This is a genomic window from Halobacillus mangrovi, from assembly GCF_002097535.1.
In the GTDB taxonomy this organism is placed as follows: domain Bacteria; phylum Bacillota; class Bacilli; order Bacillales; family Halobacillaceae; genus Halobacillus; species Halobacillus mangrovi_A.
Genome location: NZ_CP020772.1, coordinates 2,944,229 through 2,967,524, shown reverse-complemented (window position 1 = coordinate 2,967,524; position 23,296 = coordinate 2,944,229). Strand labels below are relative to the sequence as shown.

The 23,296-nt window shown below is 41.0% G+C and carries 21 protein-coding genes; 15 read left to right on the top strand and 6 right to left on the bottom strand.

Annotated features, from left to right (window positions below; translation table 11 throughout):
• The first annotated feature begins 133 nt into the window (after window positions 1–133).
• The 7 genes from opp3b to spxA all read left to right on the top strand — a co-directional run bounded on the left by opp3b (window position 134) and on the right by spxA (window position 7,580).
• Window positions 134–1,060: an oligopeptide ABC transporter permease gene (gene opp3b, locus HM131_RS14730; RefSeq protein ID WP_085030489.1), complete on the top strand. Its 927-nt coding sequence runs from the start codon at window positions 134–136 to the stop codon at window positions 1,058–1,060.
• Window positions 1,061–1,066: 6 nt separating this feature from the next.
• A complete protein-coding gene (gene opp3C, locus HM131_RS14725; protein ID WP_085030488.1) occupies window positions 1,067–2,203 on the top strand; it encodes an oligopeptide ABC transporter permease in 1,137 nt (378 codons plus the stop codon).
• 16 nt (window positions 2,204–2,219) lie between these two features.
• A complete protein-coding gene (locus HM131_RS14720; protein ID WP_085030487.1) occupies window positions 2,220–3,272 on the top strand; it encodes an ABC transporter ATP-binding protein in 1,053 nt (350 codons plus the stop codon).
• Window positions 3,269–4,210 carry an ABC transporter ATP-binding protein gene (locus tag HM131_RS14715; RefSeq protein WP_085030486.1) on the top strand — a complete coding sequence of 314 codons (942 nt, stop codon included), beginning with the start codon at window positions 3,269–3,271 and terminating at the stop codon, window positions 4,208–4,210. The genes HM131_RS14720 and HM131_RS14715 overlap by 4 nt, the downstream gene beginning before the upstream one ends.
• 742 nt (window positions 4,211–4,952) lie before the next feature.
• Window positions 4,953–6,164: a putative glycoside hydrolase gene (locus HM131_RS14710; RefSeq protein WP_085030485.1), complete on the top strand. Its 1,212-nt coding sequence runs from the start codon at window positions 4,953–4,955 to the stop codon at window positions 6,162–6,164.
• A 146-nt stretch (window positions 6,165–6,310) separates the two neighbouring features.
• Window positions 6,311–6,904, top strand: a complete 594-nt coding sequence (locus HM131_RS14705) for a GNAT family N-acetyltransferase (protein ID WP_085030484.1) — start codon at window positions 6,311–6,313, stop codon at window positions 6,902–6,904.
• 280 nt (window positions 6,905–7,184) lie between these two features.
• Window positions 7,185–7,580 (top strand): transcriptional regulator SpxA, encoded by a 396-nt coding sequence (gene spxA, locus HM131_RS14700; protein WP_035546175.1) that lies wholly within the window; start codon window positions 7,185–7,187, stop codon window positions 7,578–7,580.
• Between the two features lie 47 nt (window positions 7,581–7,627).
• On the opposite strand, the gene HM131_RS14695 is transcribed toward spxA, so the two are convergent.
• Entirely contained in the window at window positions 7,628–8,296 is a 669-nt protein-coding gene (locus HM131_RS14695) for a TerC family protein (RefSeq protein WP_085030483.1), read from the bottom strand.
• 300 nt (window positions 8,297–8,596) lie between these two features.
• On the opposite strand from HM131_RS14695, the gene mecA reads away from it, so the two are divergent.
• The 3 genes from mecA (at window position 8,597) to pepF (ending at window position 12,409) form a co-directional block, all read left to right on the top strand.
• A complete protein-coding gene (mecA, locus tag HM131_RS14690; RefSeq protein ID WP_085030482.1) occupies window positions 8,597–9,298 on the top strand; it encodes an adaptor protein MecA in 702 nt (233 codons plus the stop codon).
• A gap of 62 nt (window positions 9,299–9,360) precedes the next feature.
• Window positions 9,361–10,536: a competence protein CoiA gene (locus tag HM131_RS14685; protein ID WP_085030481.1), complete on the top strand. Its 1,176-nt coding sequence runs from the start codon at window positions 9,361–9,363 to the stop codon at window positions 10,534–10,536.
• A gap of 67 nt (window positions 10,537–10,603) precedes the next feature.
• On the top strand, window positions 10,604–12,409 hold the full coding sequence (gene pepF, locus HM131_RS14680; RefSeq protein ID WP_085030480.1) for an oligoendopeptidase F: 1,806 nt from the start codon (window positions 10,604–10,606) through the stop codon (window positions 12,407–12,409).
• Window positions 12,410–12,739: 330 nt separating this feature from the next.
• On the opposite strand, the gene HM131_RS14670 is transcribed toward pepF, so the two are convergent.
• The 3 genes from HM131_RS14670 to HM131_RS14660 are packed head-to-tail and all read right to left on the bottom strand — an operon-like array spanning window position 12,740 to window position 14,658.
• Window positions 12,740–13,624 carry a ClpXP adapter SpxH family protein gene (locus tag HM131_RS14670; RefSeq protein ID WP_085030478.1) on the bottom strand — a complete coding sequence of 295 codons (885 nt, stop codon included), beginning with the start codon at window positions 13,622–13,624 and terminating at the stop codon, window positions 12,740–12,742.
• Window positions 13,621–14,022, bottom strand: a complete 402-nt coding sequence (locus HM131_RS14665; RefSeq protein ID WP_085030477.1) for a globin domain-containing protein — start codon at window positions 14,020–14,022, stop codon at window positions 13,621–13,623. Before HM131_RS14665 ends, HM131_RS14670 begins: the two co-directional genes overlap by 4 nt.
• Before the next feature lie 54 nt (window positions 14,023–14,076).
• Complete coding sequence (locus tag HM131_RS14660) at window positions 14,077–14,658, bottom strand: CYTH domain-containing protein (RefSeq protein WP_085030476.1); 582 nt, start codon at window positions 14,656–14,658, stop codon at window positions 14,077–14,079.
• A gap of 112 nt (window positions 14,659–14,770) precedes the next feature.
• Between HM131_RS14660 and HM131_RS14655 the strand changes: the two genes are divergently transcribed.
• From HM131_RS14655 to HM131_RS14645, 3 genes are read left to right on the top strand one after another with little or no spacing between them, the layout of a single operon-like run.
• Window positions 14,771–15,409, top strand: coding sequence for a GTP diphosphokinase (locus HM131_RS14655; RefSeq protein WP_085030475.1), 639 nt, complete (start codon window positions 14,771–14,773; stop codon window positions 15,407–15,409).
• A 17-nt stretch (window positions 15,410–15,426) separates the two neighbouring features.
• Entirely contained in the window at window positions 15,427–16,233 is an 807-nt protein-coding gene (locus tag HM131_RS14650) for an NAD kinase (protein WP_085030474.1), read from the top strand.
• On the top strand, window positions 16,230–17,114 hold the full coding sequence (locus tag HM131_RS14645; RefSeq protein ID WP_085030473.1) for an RluA family pseudouridine synthase: 885 nt from the start codon (window positions 16,230–16,232) through the stop codon (window positions 17,112–17,114). Before HM131_RS14650 ends, HM131_RS14645 begins: the two co-directional genes overlap by 4 nt.
• 333 nt (window positions 17,115–17,447) lie before the next feature.
• Here HM131_RS14645 and prpE read toward each other — a convergent pair whose 3' ends face one another.
• Window positions 17,448–18,182, bottom strand: coding sequence for a bis(5'-nucleosyl)-tetraphosphatase PrpE (gene prpE / locus HM131_RS14635; RefSeq protein ID WP_085030471.1), 735 nt, complete (start codon window positions 18,180–18,182; stop codon window positions 17,448–17,450).
• A gap of 64 nt (window positions 18,183–18,246) precedes the next feature.
• Window positions 18,247–19,419 carry an FtsW/RodA/SpoVE family cell cycle protein gene (locus HM131_RS14630; RefSeq protein WP_085030470.1) on the bottom strand — a complete coding sequence of 391 codons (1,173 nt, stop codon included), beginning with the start codon at window positions 19,417–19,419 and terminating at the stop codon, window positions 18,247–18,249.
• 188 nt (window positions 19,420–19,607) lie between these two features.
• Between HM131_RS14630 and mgtE the strand changes: the two genes are divergently transcribed.
• Complete coding sequence (gene mgtE / locus HM131_RS14625) at window positions 19,608–20,972, top strand: magnesium transporter (protein ID WP_085030469.1); 1,365 nt, start codon at window positions 19,608–19,610, stop codon at window positions 20,970–20,972.
• 16 nt (window positions 20,973–20,988) lie between these two features.
• Entirely contained in the window at window positions 20,989–22,851 is a 1,863-nt protein-coding gene (locus HM131_RS14620; protein WP_085030468.1) for a monovalent cation:proton antiporter family protein, read from the top strand.
• The last annotated feature ends 445 nt before the right edge of the window (window positions 22,852–23,296 follow it).

The window sequence follows — 23,296 nt, the reverse complement described above, 5'->3', positions numbered from 1 at the left end:
GGGGGAGAGAGTATATGTCCAAGTTGGCGTATGCTCTCTTTTTCCCTGTAAACAAAGTTTTCTAATTATAGACAAATTTCTGTCAATTCCATAATATAGAGATATAGGGTTTAACTTAACAGGAGGTGTTGATATGACACGTTATATACTTCAACGTTTGGTCTACATGGTTATAACGATGTTTTTGATCGCTACATTTACGTTCTTCTTAATGAAGTTCCTACCAGGTACTCCCCTAAGTGCTGCAGATAAATTATCTGAAGAACAACAAGCGGTCGTTTTAGAAAAGTACGGATTGGATGACCCGGTCCCTGTTCAGTATTTCAATTATATGGTGAATCTTACACAGGGTGACTTAGGAATTTCGTTCCAATTCGACAACAGAGAAGTAACAACAATAATCATGGAGCGTATTGGTCCGTCCATGACACTAGGTGTACAAGCTATGGTCATCGGTACAATTCTCGGCATGCTGCTCGGTCTTGTATCTGCAATCTATCACAACGGTTTTCTTGATTATGGTTCTACATTTATTGCAGTTGTAGGAAAATCTATTCCTTCCTTCGTATTTGCTGGAATTCTTCAGTATTATATTGGTGTAAAGTTAGGCTGGTTCCCAGTTGCATTATGGGGAACGTGGGCACATACCGTACTACCAACAGTTGCGTTGGCCATCTTCCCGATTGCAATTGCAGCCCGCTTTATGAGAACCGAAATGCTTGAAGTATTAGGATCTGACTATATTACGACAGCACGGGCAAAAGGTGTGAATAAATTCGGTGTTGTATTTAAACACGGTGTAAGAAACGCTTTGATTCCATTAATCACAGTGCTTGGCCCGTTAGCTATCGGTTTGATGACAGGTACACTTGTTATTGAAAACATTTTTGCCGTTCCAGGAATTGGTGAACAGTTCGTAAAAGCGATTAACACAAATGACTTTCCGATCATTATGGGTACAACGTTACTAATCGCATTCCTTTTCATCTTAATTATCCTGGTCATTGACCTTCTTTACGGAGTCATTGATCCAAGAATTCGACTAGCAGAAGGAGAGTAGTAACATATGGATAATCATCACAAACCGTCGAAAGACTTATTTGTACCTGTAGACAGGAAAGAGAATGATAGTGAAAAGATTAATCGTCCAAGTCTGTCATTCTGGCAGGATTCCTTTATCCGCCTTCGTAAGAATGTTGGGGCGATGATCGGGTTAGGGACGTTAGTTCTTCTAATCATTATGGCTATATTTGGACCGTATATGAATCAATACGGTGAGTTTGAGCAAGATTTATCCCGCGCTAAAATGCCTCCTAAAGTTGAAGGATTAGGGTGGCTCGGAATGGATGGTACGCTTTCTGATACGGCGACCGCCGACTCGTTAGAGCAGGCTGAATCAAAAGCAATGATGCGTTTTAACAATCAGGAAGACTTCATAAAGCTTGAGACATTGAACGATGGCTCAAACGGAGAACTCGCAGAAGTTAGAGCGACTTATGATGTGTATGCAGCAAAAGATATGAATGATCAATCATTCTGGTTTGGTACTGACGGTCTTGGCCGTGACTTATGGACACGTACTTGGAAAGGAACACGAATTTCCTTGTACATTGCTTTCTTGGCAGCTACGATTGATATGATTATTGGTGTAGCCTATGGTGGAATTTCCGCATATTATGGTGGACGTGTCGATAACTACATGCAACGTATCATTGAGATTTTAATGGGAATTCCGAACCTTGTCGTGGTTATTCTCTTTATTCTCATTTTGGATCCAGGGATACTCTCGATTACGATAGCGCTGACGATAACCGGCTGGATATCGATGGCCCGGATCGTCAGGGGACAGGTACTGAAATTGAAAAATCAGGAATTTGTTCTTGCATCACAAACACTCGGTGCGCCTGATAACCGAATTCTAAGAAAACACTTAGTTCCGAACGTATTGGGACTAATCATTATTAATACGATGTTTACGATTCCAAGTGCCATATTCTTTGAAGCGTTCTTAAGCTTTATCGGGTTAGGACTTCCAACACCGATCGCCTCATTAGGTACACTGATTGAGGATGGGTTTAAATCGCTGCAAATCTATCCACACATTTTATTATTCCCGGCAATTGTAATCTCGCTAATCATGATTGCCTTTAATGTCTTAGCTGATGGTCTTCGAGATGCATTCGATCCGAAGATGCGTGAATAGGAGGTAGGTGTACAAAATGGAAAAATTACTAGACGTAAAAAACTTACATGTTTCCTTTGACACCTACGGCGGTGAAGTAAAAGCTGTACGTGGGGTCAATTTCGACTTGAAAAAAGGTGAGACGCTTGCCATTGTTGGAGAGTCCGGTTCTGGTAAGTCCGTAACAACCAAAGCACTAATGCATTTGATTCCGAAACCGCCAGGTCGGATCAAAGAAGGTGAAATCCTATTTGAAGGTAGAGATTTGGCCAAACTGAGTGAGAAAGAAATGCAGAAAATCCGCGGTAAAGATATGGCAATGATCTTCCAGGATCCAATGACTTCTCTTAACCCTACGATGAAGGTTGGAAACCAGATTATGGAAGGGTTGATCAAGCACCAAAAAATGAACAGATCTCAAGCGCGTAAACGTGTTGTGGAACTCCTTGAACTAGTTGGAATTCCTGATCCTGAATCACGTTTAAAACAGTATCCTCACCAATTCTCAGGTGGTATGAGACAGCGTGTTGTCGTAGCCATTGCACTTGCTTGTAATCCTAAACTGTTGATTGCAGATGAGCCGACAACAGCATTGGATGTAACGATCCAAGCACAAATTTTAGAATTGATGAAGGATATTCAGAAGAAGACAGATTCCGCAACGATCTTCATTACGCACGACCTTGGTGTCGTAGCTAACGTAGCTGACAGAGTTGCTGTAATGTACGCAGGGAAAATCGTTGAAATCGGTACGGTCGATGATATTTTCTATAATCCCAAACACCCATACACATGGGGGCTTTTAGGTTCCATGCCATCACTAGACAGTGATGATGAAGAGCTTTACGCCATCCCAGGCTCTCCGCCCGATCTTTTAGACCCTCCTAAAGGGGATGCGTTTGCGGCTCGTAATGAGTATGCGATGCAAATTGATTTGGAGCAGGAGCCGCCAATGTTCAAGGTTTCTGACACTCATTACGCAGCGACCTGGTTGCTGCACGAAAACGCACCTAAGATTGAGCCGCCGGCATCCGTCAAAAAACGAATGGAAGGTATGGCTACAACCAGTTCGGAAGGTGATCGCGCATGAGTAGAGAAAAATTATTAGAAATAAAAAACTTAAAGCAACATTTTAAGACCGGCCGCCACAGTGTTGTAAAAGCTGTGGATGGACTGAACTTCGACATTTATAAAGGTGAGACGTTCGGGTTAGTAGGAGAGTCTGGTTGTGGTAAATCAACTACTGGCCGTACGATCATCCGCCTTTATAATGCGACAGACGGGGAAGTAACCTTTAATGGGGAGAATGTTCACGGCAAAAAGGACCGTGAGCAATTAAGAAAATTCAACCGTGAAATGCAAATGATCTTCCAGGATCCTTATGCATCCTTAAACCCTCGTATGAAAGTTGAAGATATTATCGCTGAGGGCATGGATATTCACGGACTTGCAAAAAACGATAAAGAGCGTAAAGCAAAAGTGCATGAACTGTTAGAAACAGTAGGTTTGAACAAAGAGCACGCAAACCGTTACCCTCACGAATTTAGTGGCGGTCAGCGTCAGAGAATCGGAATAGCACGTGCCTTAGCTGTAGACCCAAGCTTCATCATCGCCGATGAGCCGATCTCAGCACTAGACGTTTCGATTCAAGCACAGGTTGTAAACTTGTTGAAGAAGCTGCAAAAGGAAAAGAACCTTACCTACTTGTTTATCGCCCACGATTTGTCTATGGTCAAATATATTAGTGATCGTATTGGTGTTATGTACTTTGGTAAGATGGTAGAGCTGGCGGATGCGGATGATCTTTATAATCACCCAATCCACCCTTATACGCAGTCACTTCTATCTGCGATTCCATTGCCGGATCCAGACTACGAACGTTCTCGTGAGCGTTTTACCTATGATCCGAACAATCACGATACGAGTGAAGAGCCTGAATTCCGCGAAGTTCGCCCAGGACACTGGGTACTTTGCACAACGAAAGAATTTGAGCATTATAAGAAAGAACACGGTGCGGTTAAACAATAAGTTAGGTTAGATAGGGAAAGACCTTGCATGCTTAGCAGGGTCTTTCTTTTTTCTTGTTTGATAGAGGAATCTCCAATACTAGCCTCCTTATCCAGAAGACTTAAATTCGAGATATTCTCGGGGCCGATGTGTAATAAGCGTAAGGTTGGCTGGAAAACAACTCGCTTTCCTGCGGGGGAACTGGCGAGCCGCCTCGCTCGCTGCGCTCTCTGTGGTGTCTCGCCTAAGTCCTTCTCCCGCGGGAGTCTCGCCGTTTTCCATCCAACCCATCTATAGTGTAATGAACGGCCCCATTTAACAAGAGTAAGGAAGCTCTGACTTCCAAAATTACAGATAGGTTTTCGGTAACAATAACGTTTCCGTTCCTCCCAGCAGCGGTAAGGAGGTCCGAGAAATCGCGAGACTCCTGTGGGATGAACATGATAGGTTAGACCCCGGAGAGCTTTAGCTCGAGGAGGCTCAGCACATGCCCACGGAAAGCGAGTGATTTCTCGGACCTCCAAATTCTACTTTGGGCAACGGAAAGCTCACAGTACCCCGAAATCGAGTATTCAACTATTCTGCTATATTGTTGAAGAATGCAGCTTTTTTCCAATGAGTGATTAGTATCTTCACTAATGGATAATAGGTAATTAGTAGTATTATCATGAGAATAGGGAAAAATTGAAAAATAAACCTGTTCCTAGAAAGTCTCGTCTTATATAATAAAAAGGAAAATATATAATAGGAAAGTAGGATGTAAATGGGGAAAAGACAACTTTGTGTTTTGATTTTCTCTAGCATGCTCCTTTTGACCTTACCTTTAGGAACGGTGAGCGCAGAAGAAGGAGAAAGTGCAAAAGAAATTCAATTGTTGACGAAGAAGCCAGTGGAGTTAACGGCGCTAAAGGTCCCGGATCCGGCGGCGAGATTTGTTTATGATTCAGGTCTCGATTTTGAATATCCCGACGCTGTCAGAGGCATTTATGTGACAGGTCCATCAGCCGGCGGTAAAAAAATGAGTGAGCTGACAGAACTAGTCGACTCTACTGATTTAAATGCTATGGTTATTGATATTAAGGAGGACCATGGAAACCTGACCTTCGAACCAGAAGACGATAAATATGCAGATATTGCTGAATCGTACATAGATGATCCAAGAGAAATGCTGAAAGAACTAGAGAAAAAGGGAATATATCCTATAGCGCGTGTAGTTGTGTTCAAAGATTCTCTACTCGCTAAAGAACGCCCGGACCTGTCTTATACTCAGAACGGTAAGGTATGGGTCAATGGACGGGGAGAAGCTTTCGTGAATCCTTTTATGAAGGAAGTATGGGATTACAATCTAGAGATTGCTAAAATGGCTTCGGAAATGGGCTTTCAGGAGATCCAGTTTGATTATGTAAGGTTCCCTGAAGGGTTTGGAAATCGTGACGATGTCCTTGAATACAATCAAGGAGATTATGCAAACCTTGAAATGGAGGAAGTACAAAAGCGTGTTAAAGCAGTCACGGATTTTGTAGCTTATGCGAAAGAAGGCCTGAGCAATTATGATGTGGATGTATCAGTAGATATCTTCGGTTACTCTGCTACAATCCCTGAGGCTCCGAATATCGGTCAGAATTTCTCTAAGATCTCTAGCAACGTCGATGTTATTTCTTCAATGATATACCCAAGTCACTGGGGACCATACTTTGGTATTTCAAAACCTGATGCAGAACCTTACCGTTTGGTTAGTGAATATGCAAAAGTTGAAAACGAGGTTCTAAGTAAATTGGAGAATAAGCCGACATCTAGACCATGGATTCAGGACTTTGAAGCGCCATGGTTGTATTCAGGACCAACGAAGCAATACGGAAAAGCTGAAGTGGAAACTCAAATAAAAGCTCTTAAAGAAAATGGAATCGATGAATACTTGATTTGGAATGCTGGAAATAATTATACACCAAACGTCGATTACACACCGACGAATTAAAACAGCAGGAGTGGCGTTATATAGCCATTCCTTGTTTATTTTTATCCTAAATAGGGAACTGTACCTAATGGGAACTTTCGGTCAATTTAACAATGCACGGAAAGTCAGGTATAATTAATAATGACTAATGATAAGGGAGTAGATCAATGAATTGGTATGAAAAGCTGAACGAATATTTTCCGGTAGAGGAAATGAAATCAAAGGAGCATATGGAAGCGTTACTAAAGGAAAAAAGTGACCTTTATTACAAAGATGAAGGCGAAAATCATGTTCTGATGTATGCAGAATTTGATACTTTTATTTTTATTGATTATGTATACGTTTCCACTAATGCTCGGGGTCAAGGACTTGGCCATAAACTCATCGAGAAAATGAAAGCAAAAGGGAAGCCGATCATTCTTGAAGTAGAGCCTGTCGACTATGATGAAACGGATACAGAAAAGCGTCTACGTTTTTATCAACGTGAAGGCTTCAAGCATGCGCAATCGATCGGTTATACAAGACGTTCGTTAGCGACAAACGAAGTCAATCAAATGGAAATTCTATATTGGTCTCCTGAAGATTCTTCTGAAGAAGAAATATATGATAAGATGAAACAGATGTACACCCAAATTCACACGTATAAAGATGAAGAGTTCTACGGGAAATCATACCAGCCTGTCGATGAAGTACTTTCTATCGATGATGAGCGTGAATCTGAAAACATTCTTAATGAATTGGATAAAACGAAAAACGTTTAAAGTAACACCCACCTGTTTACGGGTGGGTATTTTCAATGAATTCATTTAGTTGAAAATGCATCACAGAATAAAAAAATAAAAAAAGAGGTTTAAACGAGATTAAAATGTGGAATAGTGTACTGCATTAGGTGAAAAACAATTACATTGTCCGATTTTATTAAAGAAATATAGATATTACTTGACAAGTGTGATATAGTAGAATCAAGGTTAAATTATATTGATTTTAAAGTAATAAGGAATCAAAATTTTACCATAATATATTGAGGAGTGAAGTTTCTGTATGGTAACACTTTATACCTCACCTAGTTGTACATCATGCCGTAAAGCGAAAGCGTGGCTCGAAGAGCACGATATCGCATACACAGAGAGAAATATTTTCTCTGAGCCGCTAACTTTAGACGAAATCAAGGAAATATTGCGAATGACTGAAGATGGAACGGAAGAGATTATTTCAACTCGTTCTAAAGTATTCCAAAAGTTAAAAGTTGATTTTGATCAACTTCCAATGCAGGAGCTTTTTGATCTCATACAAGAAAATCCTGGACTATTGCGTCGTCCGATCATCATTGATGACAAACGATTGCAAGTTGGATACAACGAAGATGAAATCCGTCGCTTCTTGCCTAGAAGCGTACGAACGTTCCAACTGAAAGAAGCGCAACGCTTAGTCAATTAATACAAAAAGCTGTGGCCGGATCCGGCCACAGCTTTTTTTTAGGTTATTCAGGCTGCTGCGTCTTCTCTTTTCTTATTAACGAAATAACCGGTACTAATCGTTGCAACAACGCCGAGAATTGGAAGCCAATCCTTAATCATTGGATATTCATAAAGAACATGAAGAACATAGCTGTCTTCTAGCACCATTTCAGCTGCTGTATAAGCGAGAATACCTGCTCCGAAATAAATGAGCATTGGAAAACGGTCCATCAGCATCAGGATAAAACGGCTTCCCCAGACAATAATAGGAACAGACACCAACAATCCCATAATAACTAAAGCGATGTTGTTATGTGAAGCACCAGCGATAGCAAGCACATTATCAAAACCCATGACGATATCTGCAAAAACGATGGTTTTGACTGCTGCCATTAGGCTGTCGCCTGCGTTGATCTGTTGGTTGTCATCTTCATCCGTCAGCAGCTTCAGTGCTATGTAAAAAAGAAGCAATCCTCCGATTAATTGAAGAAAGGGTATTTGGAGAAGATAAAGAGCGACGGTGGTTAACAAAATTCTTGCTGCAATAGCTAAACCTGTCCCTAAAAAAATGGCCTTGTTTCTTTGTTCAGGCGGAAGATTGCGACTGGCTAATGCAATGACCACGGCATTATCTCCGCCTAAAATGATATCAATACTAATGATGATGAGTATGGGTTCGAGCATGTCCAAATTCATTAAGAAATCCTCCTACTATGTAGTGACAAACATTGAAGAATAGGCTAAAATAGGAACCCAACCTATAAAAAGATATGCCGAGATAAACGAAAGCATTCACGAGAATAGGGTCATATGCTGAATTAAAGCAATTTGTTTTCCATTTGGCTTTCACTGTCATACAATAGAAGTACATCAACCCTTAAACAAAACATCAAGATGGTTGAAGCTTTGACCTAACGGGTAAGGTTCTTATAAGCGAACTTAAAAGGGTGAGTGTTCCCTTCCCCCTTAAAACATGTTATGAAGGGAGAGAGACGTATGGAAATAGAACGTATCAATGAAAACACTGTTAAGTTTTATGTGTCCTACCAGGACGTTGAACAACGCGGTTTCGACAGAGAAGAAATCTGGTATAACCGTGAACGAAGTGAACAGCTTTTCTGGGAAATGATGGATGAAGTCAATGACCAGGAAAATTTCCAGGCCGATGGTCCGCTTTGGATCCAAGTTCAGGCTATGGACAAAGGCTTAGAAGTCATCGTAACGAAGGCTCAAGTTTCCCAAGACGGGCAAAAGCTGGAACTACCTAATGATGATGGTAAAGCGATTGATGTACCGGTCGATGAAAAACTGGAATCTTTGCTAGATGATAAATTTAATCAGTCTCAAACGGATGATAACGACCACGATGACGAAGAGGATTTGAATGATTATTCCGAAGAACCACTTACTTTTACACTCAAGTTCAATGAGTTTGAAGATGTCATTCAATTGAGTCACTATTTGTCTCTGGATGAATCCCTTGATTTGCGTTTATTCCATTTTGAAGATAAGTACTATTTATATATTCAGTTCACTGATGAAAATATGAGTGATGACGAACAAGAAAATATTTTAAGTCAGCTGATGGAATTTGGAATTGAGTCATCCATCACCGTTCATCGACTTGAAGAATATGGGAAAGTGATTTTCTCTGAACATGCTTTACAATCGGTGAAAGAATATTTTCCAGTTGATTAATCATTCTACAAGCACACCTCCTGTGTGCTTATTTTTTTGTTTTAGGAGGAAAATAATGGTTCATGTCGAATAGTGTAAAAGAAGGAGGTGGTGGATTGTATTATGCCGTCAATCATCATGGGGAGTTGACATCTTTGTATCAACTGACAATGGATGAACTCCGCCAAATCAAATCCGACACTTTTCACTGTCCGAATTGTCATGAAAGGTTGCTGATTAGGGCTGGACCTAAGGTGGCTCCTCATTTTGCCCATTTTCCGAAGAGTAACTGCGTTCTATATAAAGGAGAATCAGTCGCTCATGAGGCAGGAAAATGGGACCTATACCACTGGATGAAAAGGCAGTCCTACAACGTAGAATTAGAAGTTTATGTAAAAGAAATTCAACAGCGGCCGGATATTCTCCTCACTTTTAGAGAGAAAAAAATTGCACTTGAGTATCAGTGCTCTGCTATTTCTATAAAAGAGATCACTAAGCGTAACCAAGCCTATCTTAAGGAAGGAATTTTTCCTTTATGGATTTTGGGTATCAACCATCTAAAACAGCAAAGTCACCGTAATTTTCTTTTGAATGACTTTTTACGGTCTTTCCTTTATTATTTCAATGATCATTTTCACTTATATTTTTATGACCCTGATCGAAAACAAATGATCGTGCTTTCAAATCTTCATTACACAGGGAAACCATTTGTTTATGGAATAGTTAATGATTATCCACTCCCATCCTTTAAATTTCCTCAATTATTTAACTCCAAAAAATCTTCTTTAAAGTATCCTCTGACCCATTCATGGGAAAAGCTATTATATAATTACCGAACTCGATACAAGGCAAAAGTTAGTTCTCTTGAATATCAATTTAGACAATATGTTTACCTAAACGGACATCACTTTTCACTCATTCCATCGGTCTGTTATTTACCGGTTCCTGGCCAGCTTTCTCTTAATATGAAGCCCTATATTTGGCAGACCCGTCTGCTCATGGACCATTTTATGAAAAAGTCTGTTGGTGAAATTGGTCAATTTCCGTCCATCTTTACTCCACCGACAATCAACCAGTATCAAGTAGATGTAACTATGCAATATGTAAATTTATTAGATGGCTTGGGAGTGCTTAAAAAGATTAATCAAAACCAATGGGTAAAGAAAAAAGATATAATTTTTCATCAAAATATGAAGAATGCCCTCGAAGATGACAAAAATTTGATAAATCAGTTAAAAAAATTTACAAAGAATTCATAATTTAGCAGGGTTTGTTCCCTAAGTCGAGAACTTTCTTAGGGGAACGATTAAATAAAGGAGGATGTTTATGGCTTCTACTAAAGAATTACCAAAAAGAGATGAAGTTCCAGTTGAAAAAACGTGGAATCTTGAAGAAATATTCGCTACAGATGAAGAATGGTATAAAGAACTTGAGAATATTAAACAGCTTTTGCCTGAGCTTGACCAATATCGAGGGACGCTTGATGAGTCAGGTGAAAATCTTTACAACCTGTTAGCCTTTCAAGATAAGCTTTCTAATAAAATCGGTTTGCTTTATACCTATGCCCATATGAGAAATGATCAGGATACAACAAATTCTCATTATCAGGAGATGAACGCGAAGGCAGAAAGCCTATATACGAAAATTGCTTCATCGATGAGCTTTATTGTGCCTGAGATCCTAAGTCTTCCTGAAGAGAAAATTAAGCAATTCATAAAGGATTATGAGCCTCTTAAGGAATATTCTCATACGCTGGATGAAATCAGCCGCCAGCGCCCGCATGTACTTAGTGAAAAAGAAGAAAAGCTTCTCGCAGGTTTTTCTGAAATTGGGTCGAATCCTTCACAAACTTTTGGAGCACTGAATAATGCGGACCTTACATTCCCTTCAATTAAAAATGAAGAAGGGGAAGAAGTGGATCTGACTCACGGCAGGTACGTAGGTTTTCTAAAATCATCTGATCGAGAAGTAAGGAAAGCTGCATTTGAAGCCATGTATGATACTTTCGGATCCTTCAAAAATACATTTGCTTCAACACTAAGCGGCCATGTTAAAAAGAACAATTTTAACGCCACTGTCAGAAATTACGATCGGGCACGTCAAGCCAAGCTTAACAATAACAATATCCCGGAAACAGTGTATGACAATTTAATTGAAGCCGTCAATGAACGCCTTCCGTTGCTGCACCGCTATATAGAGCTTCGTAAAGAGACACTTGGTTTGGACGAAGTTCATATGTATGACATTTACACACCTCTTGTAAAAGACGCTGAAATGGAAATTTCGTACGAAGAAGCAAAAGAACAGGTATTAAAAGGTTTAGAACCTTTAGGTGAAGAGTACGTCAATATCGTTAAAGAAGGCTTTGAAAACCGTTGGATCGATGTCGTGGAGAATAAAGGAAAACGAAGCGGTGCTTATTCTTCCGGTCATTATGGAACAAATCCATATATCCTTATGAACTGGCAGGATAACGTAAATAACTTATTTACGCTTGCTCACGAGCTTGGTCACTCCTTGCATAGCTATTACACGCATAAAAATCAGCCTTACCGGTACGGAAACTATTCGATCTTCGTGGCCGAAGTGGCTTCCACGTGTAATGAAGCATTGCTCAATGACTATATGCTAAAAAATACGAAGAGTGAAAAAGAAAAGTTATACTTGCTGAACAACTTTTTGGAAGGCTTCAGAGGAACAGTCTTCCGCCAGACTATGTTTGCGGAATTTGAACATGAGATTCACATCCAGGCTCAAAATGGAGAAGCTTTGACCGCGGATAAGCTGACGGAAATTTACTATGACTTGAACAAGAAATACTTTGGTGACAATATAGTCGTCGATGAAAAAATCGGGCTGGAATGGGCACGGATTCCACACTTCTATATGGGATACTATGTTTATCAGTACTCGACAGGATATGCGGCAGCAACAGCTCTTGCTGATCAGATTCTTTCAGAAGGTGAGGCAGCCGTTGATCGCTACAAGAGTTTCCTTAAAGCAGGAAGCAGTGATTATCCGATAGAGGTCTTGAAGCGTGCTGGAGTCGATATGACTTCAAAAGACCCAATCCTCTCAGCTCTCGATGTTTTTGAAGAAAAACTTAATGAAATGGAAGCACTCCTGAAATAATTGAAAACCCACGTGATTTTTTATCACGTGGGTTCATTATTTATGAAATCCGCGAAAAGTCTTTCGGTGGGAAAAGGAAGCGATGGTCAAGTATATCGTAAAGAAGAGGAGTGGAGAGGTAATATATAACGGGTATAGGCGCATCAAGGCAAATAAATGGAAAAAGCAAAGTACGATAAGAGTGAGGATACATAGCAACAAGATTAGACGCTTCATGTGGACATTCCCCCTTTATACATGAGTATGTTGAAGGGGAAGAGCTGATACATGGGAAATAGCCACTAATGAAACAGTAAAAAAATAAGCCCCCACTAATGGAGGCTAATCTGTTCAGCCGAGATACTCCCAAAAAGCTCCGTGCTTTACTGGAATCTCTCTTACTTTTTGTTTTAGGACGAGCTTTTTCATCTCTTTTTTTGCTTGCTGCTCGCTCCAGTCATATACCACCGCGATTTCCTTATTAGCTACAAAGCGAAAATGCTGAAGAAAATCCTCAAGTTCTGGTTTAATCGCTGGTTTGGGATCTTTCTGAAGCATTTCCTTCAACACTTTCACATATACGTCGTAAGAGTAAAGCCCCGTAATTTTTAGGCCAGCATCTTCCTCAGATTCATTAAAAAGCACAATGGTCGGAGTAGAGTCGACTTCCATTTCTTTTGTTAGCTTCAAATCACACTGTAAGGCTTTTTTTGCAGCTTCTGAATGAAGGTCCTTTTTAAATTCCTCTACATCCAGGCGGCTCTTACCTGCGCATTCGATCAATACTTCTTCATCTGAAATGTTCTGTTTTTCAAGAAAAACATATTCTTGAACCTTGCGTAAAAATCTCATGCCAGCCTTCTTCCCCTGCAATTCAGCTGCTTTCACAGCAAGAGCGGTTGAAAAAGGGGAGGAAACTGGATTTTCCAGCCATACGTCTCCATCACAGCACATCCCTGTCTGGCACCCAGTTTTATCCCAAGCCTGCTTTAAATTCTCGGGTTTTACTTTCTTATTTTGATTCCAGGAAGCTAATTGACCACCAATAATCGGGCGGAGAGTAAAAAAGCGACCATATTCGATGGTGAGTTTTTTTAGAAATGGTTCGAGTGACCAACATTCAGGACAGAGCGGATCGATAAAGACGTAAATTTCAATCGGGCGTTTCAGAAGATTAAAAAAGCCGCTTGCTGTTCCTTGAGTATCTTTATGGCTGCTCAGGCTCTTCCAACTCACATCGATTCTCCTTTCTCGTCCTCTGGTGTATTCATCATGTGGTTGGCCGTCATCGTTAATCGTTCAAACATGGCTGAACGGAACGGCTCTTCAATCTGTGCTTCATTCATTGCTCCAGACATGCAAGATAGCCAAGCGTCACGTCTTGAGGGTGTGATTTTGAATGGCAAATGTCTTGCACGCAGCATCGGGTGACCATGTTCTTCGATATAGAGAGGCGGACCTCCAAAAAATTGTGTGAGAAATTGTTTTTGTTTACGAATCGTCTCTGTTAAATCATCGGGAAAGATCGGAATTAAATCCGGATGTTGACTTACACGTTTATAGAAAGCTTCTACAAGCTCATCGATTTTTTCTTTACCGAGTTCTTCATAGATTGATCCAGGTCGTTGTTGCATAAAATCCCTTCCTGTCTGTTTATCCATTTTAGCAATGGCTTATCATTACGGCAACTATTCTGATTTCAGCTTGGCTTTGTAAAAGCGTCTGATCTTATTATCTGTCTCTCGCTTAGGAATATCGCATGCCGACAAAATTTCTTCAAAAACTTCTTCACCTTGCTGTTTGGAAGGAGCTTCGACTTCAAGTTCAAAGTCTTCTTCGTCGTAATATAAACTGTGGTCAATAACTACCGTTGTTTCTTTAAATTCTAATTCTTTACGGCGAGTGGTTAAAGAGCCGAGGTACGTAAGTTCATCTACGGAAATATCAAGCTCACGAAGCTGCTTTTTTGTATGAGGCTTTTCAACCATTTTGTTTTGTATCCATAAGTTTGCTTCCTCTTCCGTAAGGGAATCATGAGTTTCAAGAAGACCTTCTTCGTGAGGCTGTTTTAACGTGAGCATCCATTGGTCATTTTTCTTTCTAATACGTAAAGCAGCACCCTGTTCACGGAGCTTAAAATCATCTGATTCAAAATAATAATTGGTTTGTTCTATAAGTTCAACTGATTTGAATGGTAAATACTGATAGACTTGTTCGTATTCTTCCAAAGTTAATAAATTCTTGAATTCAATTTCGATTTCTTGGGACATGCGAGAACCTCCTTTTGTTATTTCAGATGTCTCTTGTATTTATGATACAATGAACCTAAGAGAAAACGCACATATTTACTATATAGATTGGATACATAAAGGTGGGCGCTACATGAATTGGGATATATTTATAGCTCCTTATGCGCAAGTCGTAGAAGAATTGAAAGTAAAATTAAAAGGGATGCGGCGCCAGTTCGAATATGAAATGGAACAGTCCCCGATTGAATTTGTGACGGGCCGGGTAAAACCGAAATCCAGTATTATTGAGAAAGCACGCCGCAAAGCGATCAATCCTGAAAACATTGAGAAAGAGTTACAAGATATTGCAGGTGTTAGAGTCGTATGTCAGTTTGTTGATGACATTTATGCCGTCGTTGATATGCTGAAAAACCGCCACGATTTCGATATTGTGGAAGAGAAAGACTATATCACTCGTAAAAAAGACAGCGGTTACCGTTCTTACCACGTAATTATCAATTATCCAGTAGAAACTATTCATGGGGAGAAGATCGTTCTTGCAGAAATACAAATCAGAACGCTTGCCATGAATTTCTGGGCAACGAATGAGCATTCGTTAAATTATAAATATGCGGGCAAAATACCAACTGAAGTCAAATCAAGGCTAAAACGGGCAGCGGAGGCCGCTTTCCAATTGGATGAAGAAATGTCGAAAATTAAAAGTGAAATTCAAGAGGCTCAGAAGGTGTTCCTGCGTAAAGAAGATAAAAAGAAGGAGCCTAAAAAAGGATAGAGGAGTTGAAAGGCCTGATGAAGTTCTCGATCTTATCTAAAGGAGATCAAAAATCTAACGAAATCCGTACAAAAATCAAAAACTACCTGACAGAATTCAACCTAGAGTACAATGAAGATGAGCCTGATCTCGCTATCTCAGTGGGAGGAGACGGAACTCTGCTTGAGGCTTTTCATACGTATGTCCACAGGCTAGATGAAACGGCTTTTATCGGGATTCATACTGGCCATTTAGGTTTCTATGCAGACTGGATGCCGGATGAATTGGAAAAGCTGATCATAGAAATTGCCAAAACGCCTTTTCAGGTTGTTGAATATCCACTTCTTGAAGTAACCATTCGTCCGAAAAGTGGAGGAGAAGAGGATCGGTATTTAGCTTTGAACGAATGTGCAATCAAAACGTCTGAAGGTTCTGTTGTGCTTGATATTGAAATTAAAGGAGATCATTTTGAAACGTTCCGGGGAGACGGACTTTGTATTTCTACTCCTTCTGGCAGTACAGCCTATAATAAAGCACTTGGAGGAGCGATTTTGCATCCATCGATTGAAGCGATTCAAATTGCTGAGATGGCTTCAATCAATAACCGCGTCTTCCGGACAATCGGTTCTCCACTCATTTTACCAAGCCATCATACATGTCTCTTGAAACCCTTGAATGAACGCAGTTTCCTCTTCACCATCGATCATATTACGCGTACGTATAAAGACGTAAAGTCGATTCAGTGCAGAGTGGCCCGTGAGAAGGTACGATTCGCTCGTTTCCGTCCATTTCCTTTTTGGAAAAGGGTTCACGATTCCTTCGTATCGGATGAGCATAACGGGTGAAGCCGTTAGTTAAAACGTGGCTTGTCCCGGAAGAGTGGGATGGCTATTCTGTAAAAGCTTTTTTATTCGAATACGGACGATTTTCAAGACAAATCTTCAAGCGAGTGAAGGAAGCAGGCAAGGTGCTAGTCAATGAAGCTTCTTCAGAGTTATGGAAGCCGCTTCATACGGGTGATGAGGTGACCGTTTGCTTTCCTGAGGAGGATCGAGGGGAGCGGATTTTCCCAGAAGAAGGTCCGCTTTCCATTGTGTATGAGGATGAAGATTTGCTTGTACTTGATAAGCCTGCAGGAGTAGCTGTCATTCCTTCCATTGATCGTTCTCAGACTTCGATAGCGAATCGGCTGCTTTACTACTATGACAAGCAGGGCATCTCTTCGACGATCCATATCGTAACAAGGCTGGACAGGGACACATCAGGACTCATGGTTGTTGCTAAACATGCATACAGCCATATGCTCCTGACAAAGGAACAAAAACAAATCGAGCGCAGATACAAAGCCATTGTTCATGGAGTCGTCCTACAAGACCAAGGAGTGATTGATGAACCGATTGCTCGAATGGCAGGCTCTATCATAAGAAGAACGATTTCAGCAGAAGGAAAGACCTCTCAAACCATTTATCATACAGAGGAAAGGTATAAGCATTTTACTCTTGTTGAGCTTGAGCTTCTGACAGGCAGGACTCATCAAATCCGTGTTCATATGGCTCATCTCGGGCATCCACTAGCAGGTGATGCACTGTATGATGGGGAAGAAATGGCGTTTTTACAGGGGCAAGCGCTGCACTGTCATCAAGTAAAGTTTCTCCATCCTTGGACGAAGGAGAGAATGAGTTTCGCTTCAGCAATACCGAAGACTTGGGAAAATTTCAAAGAATAGAAGGTCGGGTTATAGGTCCGATCTTTTTTATGATTAAAATGGAAAATTATGCTAGTATGAAGGCTGGAAGCAAGAGAAAAGTCTTCTATAGGAGTGTGCGAGTTGTGTACACGATGATCGTCATTACAGGGTTAGTTCTGATCGGAGTTTTCTTATATTTTTTTCGTAAGTCACTTTTTAATGATCCAAGCACTGTTAACATTTGGGTTCTATCATTTGTGTTCCTACCATTAATTATAATCGGCCTATTTGTTGCGGTGTTCTTCTAAGCTGTTTTAAGTTTCGAACTAACCACGAGCCATAAAAAAAGATCAGGAAAATCCCTGATCTTTTTTAATATCTAAATTTCTCTTCTACATATGGCATGGAGGAAGGCACCTGAACAATTTCCTCTTCAGGCAGGCGAAAAGCCGTTAAGTGGCCACCAAATACACACCCCGTATCAATGTTCACCGTTTTGTTGACGAAACGGGGCTCTTTTGTTGGGGTGTGCCCATATACAATCCAGCGGTCTCCTGTATAATGCTGGGCCCAATCGCGACGAACAGGCCGGCCGTCTGGCAACTTCTCTCCTGTAATGTCTCCATATAAGACAAATGTTTTGATGCGTTTGTTTTTGTTTCCAATATCTTCTCCTTTTATACCAGCATGGGCGACGACAGCATTGACCTCAGGGATGACATGATAGAGAGGTGACTCTTCAACCAGTTTTAAAAATTGCTCTTTTACTTCTTCTTGTTCTTTCCCTGAGAGGTCACGGTATTCAGCAGTGGTCGTTTCTAATCCGTGAGTCTCTTGAACAGGGTTACTTTTGAAAAAACGGTACAGCTTATCGCAGTGATTACCTGGCACATATAAGGCTGAATTTTCTTCAATTACGAGCCGGTACACGAGTCGGATGCATGCGATGGAGGCTGGGCCACGGTCGGCTAAGTCTCCGACAAACACGGGGGTGCGTCCATCGGGATGAATGGGTAAGCCATTTTTCCAGTCGTATCCCATCTTGATAAACAACGCTTCCAGCTCTGGAAGACAGCCGTGGATGTCGCCGATAATGTCAACTTTCATTCTGATTTCCTCCTATAAAAAAAGGTGGGAAGACTGTTTCAAGCTTCCCCACCTTTTGTTTCCTTTATTCAAACATGTACGTTTTGGTTCGCGATTTTACATTTAAGACGATGCCGATCGCAAACATATAAGCGAGTGTCGAACTTCCTCCATAACTTATAAAAGGAAGCGGCAGTCCAGTAATCGGAAGGAGCTGGATCGACATTCCGATGTTTTGGAAAAACTGAAACGCAATCATAGCGACGATTCCGACGATTAAGTAACTTCCAAAGGCGTCATTACTTTCGAAAGCGATCTGGATCATACGGTAGAGCAATAAGAAAAACAGAGTCACGACAATACTGGATCCGACGAACCCGAATTGTTCGGAAATTGCCGTGAAAATCATATCGGTATGGCGCTCAGGAACGGTCACTTCGAAGTTACCTGGACCTTTTCCTGTCAACTGACCAGAACCGATGGCTGTAATCGACTTAAGCAATTGCAATCCTGCACTTTGTTCATATTTTTCAGGCTGCAGCCATCCATAAAAACGGGAATCCACGTGAGCAAACACGGATTCCTCTAAGAATGTTGTCACTTGAGAAAAATTAAGGACAAACATTAATGCGACTACACCGACCATAAGAAAAATGGAAGATATGATAGAAAGTAGAATTCTCCATTGAATACCTGAGACAAGAATCATGAATGCAGTAATCGAGCCTAATACTAAGAAAGTTCCTAAGTCTGGCTGTACGGCGATTAAACCCATAGGGACAAACGCAAGCCCTATTAATTTAAGTAATAATAGAAGATCTGATTTGATCGTTCTAACTCTATTCTTTTCATTATGTCTGACAATTACATGAGCTAATGTAATAACTAGAAAAACTTTCATGAATTCAGAAGGTTGAATAGTACCAATCCCCGGAAATTTGAACCAACTGACGGCTCCGCCTGATGCATGGACAATGCCGGGAGGGATATTCAAGAAAATCATAAGCAGCATAAGAACCCCAAATCCGTAAAGTCCCCAGACAATCTGGTTGAGGCGGTCATAGTCAACAATCATGACAATCGCTGCTCCAATCGAACCGAGTACGTACCAGACAATTTGCTTCATGTAAGCTCCCTGGTCGATGACTCCTAAGTATGGATTTACAGTATATAAGGTATAGCAACTGATAATGCCAAAAGCAATAACGACGAAAATAACGGTAAAATCAATCGGTGAGGATTGTTGATAATCATTCATGTTTGTTCCCTTTCTATCGAGCAATCTGTTAAACTTCGGGTATAATTGTAAGTGTACATGATTATAGGGATAATTTTAAGCAAAGTGTTAGGATTTATTTAAAAAGAAAATACATTCGTTGACAAACCCTATATGGACAATTAAGATTAAACGGTCAAAGACGATAAGGACGTCGAGGAGGGTTGCTTATGGAACATTTAGATGACCAGGAGCGCCAAGAGGTTTGGAGCAATATTGAGGATGCATTGTTAAATGATCATATCGATCAATTTCGTGCAGAATTTTTAGAACTCCACCCTTATGATCAAGCGAGAATCTTTGAAGGATTAGAAGTAGATGTCCGTATGCAAATCTACACTTACCTGTCTCCAGAAGAAGTCGCTGATGTTATGGAACATATTGATTACGAGGACATCGAGCCATTTTTCTCCGAGATGGATCCTCGTTTTGCCGCTCAAGTATTTGCGGAGATGTCGACAGACGATGCTGTCGATATTTTTAACGAATTAGACAAAGACAAAGTAGCAAGCTTTTTGACGATAATGGATAATGAAGCAGCTCAAGAAATAAAAGATTTGCTTCATTATGAAGAAAAAACAGCCGGATCAATTATGACGACGGAGTTCGTTGTGGTAAAAGCGAACATGACGATTAAACAGGCGATGGTCCATTTACGTACGGAAGCCCCGGATGCTGAGACCATCTACTACACGTATGTGATTGATGAGGATAAACGGTTGGTCGGCGTCATATCCTTAAGAGATCTGATTATTTCTGAAGAGGACTGGATGATCTCTGATGTCATGAATGAACGTGTTGTCTCCGTATCTGTTGGAGAAGATCAGGAGGAAGTTGCCCGAATGGTTAGGGACTATGACTTTCTCGCTTTGCCGGTTGTCGATTTTCAGAACCACTTGCTCGGAATCATTACGGTTGATGATATTATGGATGTCATGGAAGAAGAAGCAAGCGATGACTATTCCAAGTTAGCCGCGGTTTCCGATGTTGATAGTCCTGATGAAAATGCGTTCGCTTCAGCAAAAAAACGACTTCCATGGCTTGTCATCCTTCTTTTTTTAGGAAGTTTAACTGCAAGTCTTATCGGAAGATTTGAAGAAACATTGGATAAAGTAGCTATTTTAGCTGTGTTTATTCCATTGATTGCCGGTATGGCAGGGAACACAGGTACACAGGCTCTTGCCGTCGCTGTCCGCGGAATTGCTACTGGTGAAATTGATAAACAAGGAAAATGGAAGATGATGTTCAGGGAGGCAGGTACTGGCCTTATTACAGGTGTGTCCTGCGGATTGTTAATTACATTGATCGTTTATTTCTGGCAAGGGAACTTCTTTTTAGGGCTCCTTGTTGGTGTCTCAATCCTATTGACTTTGATTGTGGCCACCCTGGCTGGATCTCTCGTTCCGCTTATTATGCATCGGTTCAATATAGACCCTGCCGTTGCTTCCGGTCCGTTCATCACCACGATTAATGACATCATTTCCATCTTGATTTACTTTGGGATGGCGACCGCTTTTATGAACTTATTGATTTAACGGAAGGAGGGCGAGTATGGAACATGGTGCTTCAGTAACATCACTAGTTATTGTCATTCTTGCAGCATTTATTACTCCCATCATTTTGCATCGATTTAAATTGAATATGATTCCAGTCGTGGTCGCAGAGATCATAGTTGGGTTGATTATAGGACAAAGCGGGTTCGATTTAGTTGAACAAGGAAGCTGGCTTGAAATTCTCTCAACATTAGGGTTCATTTTCCTGATGTTTTTGAGTGGACTTGAGATCGACTTCTCCATATTTGCCCGTAGAAAAAAGAAAGCCAAACCTGAAAATAAAGGAACTGGAGCACCTAATCCAGTATTTGTCGCCCTGATTGTATTTATCGGTATTTTTGCTCTGTCACTTGGACTATCTTACTTATTTGTCCTGGCAGGGTTTATCGATAACGCCTTCTTGATGACGTTAATTATTTCGACGGTTTCCCTCGGTGTCGTTGTGCCGACGCTGAAGGATGCCCAGATGATGAAAACGACAATCGGGCAGACGATTCTTTTGATAGCCGTTATTGCCGATTTAGCTACAATGATTCTACTGGCCATCTTCGTTTCTTTGTACGGAGAAAGTCACGGAAACACTTGGCTATTGCTGCTCTTATTTGCCGTCGGAGTTTTGCTGTACTTCGTAGGAAAGCAGTTCCGTCATCAGTCGTTTATTGAAACGATGGCGAAAGGAACGATCCAAATCGATACGAGGGCTGTCTTCACCTTGATTATATTGCTTGTGGCTCTTTCTGAAACGGTTGGAGCTGAGAATATACTGGGTGCTTTCTTAGCCGGAACACTTGTATCATTGCTGTCCCCCAACCAGGAGATGGTTAAGAAACTCGACAGCTTTGGATACGGTTTCCTTATTCCGATTTTCTTCGTAATGGTCGGGGTAGAAATTGATATTTGGAGCTTGTTTACGGACAGCCGCGTCGTCATTTTAATACCTCTATTATTCATAGCACTTCTTGTTTCAAAAATTGTGCCTGCTCTTATTTTGAAAAAGTGGTACGATACCAGAACTGTGCTTAGTACTGGTTTTATTTTGACTTCGACTCTTTCACTAGTTATCGCAGCAGCGACCATTGGAGAAAGAGAAGGGATGATCGATGCCCAAATGGAGGGAGCGCTTATTTTAGTCGCTGTCCTTACTTGTCTTGTTGCGCCGATCGTCTTTAAGAAAATCTATGGACGGTTTGAAGATGAGGATCACAAAGTGGTTGTCTCATTTATCGGATCAAACCGTATGACACTGCCTGTTGTTCGAGAGTTAGACATTAATGCCTATGAAACTCATTTGTATCACACAAAAGTAGATAAAATTGATGACAAAATCAGCCGTTCTTGCTTTGATATTAAAGAAGTGGATGGGTATGAGGTTGAATCGATGAAAGAGTACGGTGTATTTGATGTCGATCTTGTTGTTGCTTCAACGGGTGATGAGCAAAAGAATGCAGAAGTCGCCCGGTACGCGAAGGAGCAAGGAGTCGAGAGAGTGATCGCCCGGATTGAATCTCCAGAGCTTGCATCAGAAATGAGAGACTTGAATATCAGCGTCTTCTCTGTATTCTTATCCTCAAAAGCTCTGTTGAAAGCGATGATCGAAGCGCCAAACGTCGTTGATATTTTAACGAATCAAGAAACGGCGTTGTATCAGATCAATATGAACAACTCGGAATACAATGGCATGTATTTAAGGGAATTCCCATTCACAGGAGATGTGATTATGGTCCGAATTTTCCGTGGGAAGGATTCCATCGTCCCTCATGGAGATACGGAACTGAAGATGGGAGACCGGCTTATCGTCACCGGCTCGCATGAATATGTGGATGAATTAAAGATGGAACTAGAATTTTGCGAGTGGTGTTAGTCACAAAGAAAGTGTAAGGATACTTATAGATCCTTACACTTTTTGCTTTACTCTTCAAATCTCGCCTCCAGTTTCGAGACATTTGTGTGAGTGATGGTGGATGGGAAAACGACTCGCTTTCCGTGGGCATGCGGTGAGCCTTCTCAAACTTGGTTTTCCGGGGTCTCATCTAGCATGTTCATCCCACAGGAGTCTCGCCGTTTTCCCATCCACCATACGATAAAATGATTCTAAGTAGGTGGATTTCGAGAACCTCATAGGGCAAGGGTCATTTGGGAATGGGGAGACTCCCGTGGGAGAAGGAAATAGGAGAGATCCCACAGGGCGCAGCCCGAGGAAGCTCGCCAGTTCCCCCACAGGAAAGCGATCCCTTCCCCAATGACCCTAAATTCACACAAAATCTCGAGATCACGTCTTCAAGAAGCGTTTACTTATAAAGTTAGCG

Coding starts and splice junctions, on each gene's coding strand:
- opp3b (WP_085030489.1), top strand. CDS start 134: ATGACACGTTATATACTTCAACGTTTGGTCTACATGGTTATAACGATG.
- opp3C (WP_085030488.1), top strand. CDS start 1,067: ATGGATAATCATCACAAACCGTCGAAAGACTTATTTGTACCTGTAGAC.
- HM131_RS14720 (WP_085030487.1), top strand. CDS start 2,220: ATGGAAAAATTACTAGACGTAAAAAACTTACATGTTTCCTTTGACACC.
- HM131_RS14715 (WP_085030486.1), top strand. CDS start 3,269: ATGAGTAGAGAAAAATTATTAGAAATAAAAAACTTAAAGCAACATTTT.
- HM131_RS14710 (WP_085030485.1), top strand. CDS start 4,953: ATGGGGAAAAGACAACTTTGTGTTTTGATTTTCTCTAGCATGCTCCTT.
- HM131_RS14705 (WP_085030484.1), top strand. CDS start 6,311: ATGAATTGGTATGAAAAGCTGAACGAATATTTTCCGGTAGAGGAAATG.
- spxA (WP_035546175.1), top strand. CDS start 7,185: ATGGTAACACTTTATACCTCACCTAGTTGTACATCATGCCGTAAAGCG.
- HM131_RS14695 (WP_085030483.1), bottom strand. CDS start 8,296: ATGAATTTGGACATGCTCGAACCCATACTCATCATCATTAGTATTGAT.
- mecA (WP_085030482.1), top strand. CDS start 8,597: ATGGAAATAGAACGTATCAATGAAAACACTGTTAAGTTTTATGTGTCC.
- HM131_RS14685 (WP_085030481.1), top strand. CDS start 9,361: ATGTCGAATAGTGTAAAAGAAGGAGGTGGTGGATTGTATTATGCCGTC.
- pepF (WP_085030480.1), top strand. CDS start 10,604: ATGGCTTCTACTAAAGAATTACCAAAAAGAGATGAAGTTCCAGTTGAA.
- HM131_RS14665 (WP_085030477.1), bottom strand. CDS start 14,022: ATGCAACAACGACCTGGATCAATCTATGAAGAACTCGGTAAAGAAAAA.
- HM131_RS14660 (WP_085030476.1), bottom strand. CDS start 14,658: ATGTCCCAAGAAATCGAAATTGAATTCAAGAATTTATTAACTTTGGAA.
- HM131_RS14655 (WP_085030475.1), top strand. CDS start 14,771: ATGAATTGGGATATATTTATAGCTCCTTATGCGCAAGTCGTAGAAGAA.
- HM131_RS14650 (WP_085030474.1), top strand. CDS start 15,427: ATGAAGTTCTCGATCTTATCTAAAGGAGATCAAAAATCTAACGAAATC.
- prpE (WP_085030471.1), bottom strand. CDS start 18,182: ATGAAAGTTGACATTATCGGCGACATCCACGGCTGTCTTCCAGAGCTG.
- HM131_RS14630 (WP_085030470.1), bottom strand. CDS start 19,419: ATGAATGATTATCAACAATCCTCACCGATTGATTTTACCGTTATTTTC.
- mgtE (WP_085030469.1), top strand. CDS start 19,608: ATGGAACATTTAGATGACCAGGAGCGCCAAGAGGTTTGGAGCAATATT.
- HM131_RS14620 (WP_085030468.1), top strand. CDS start 20,989: ATGGAACATGGTGCTTCAGTAACATCACTAGTTATTGTCATTCTTGCA.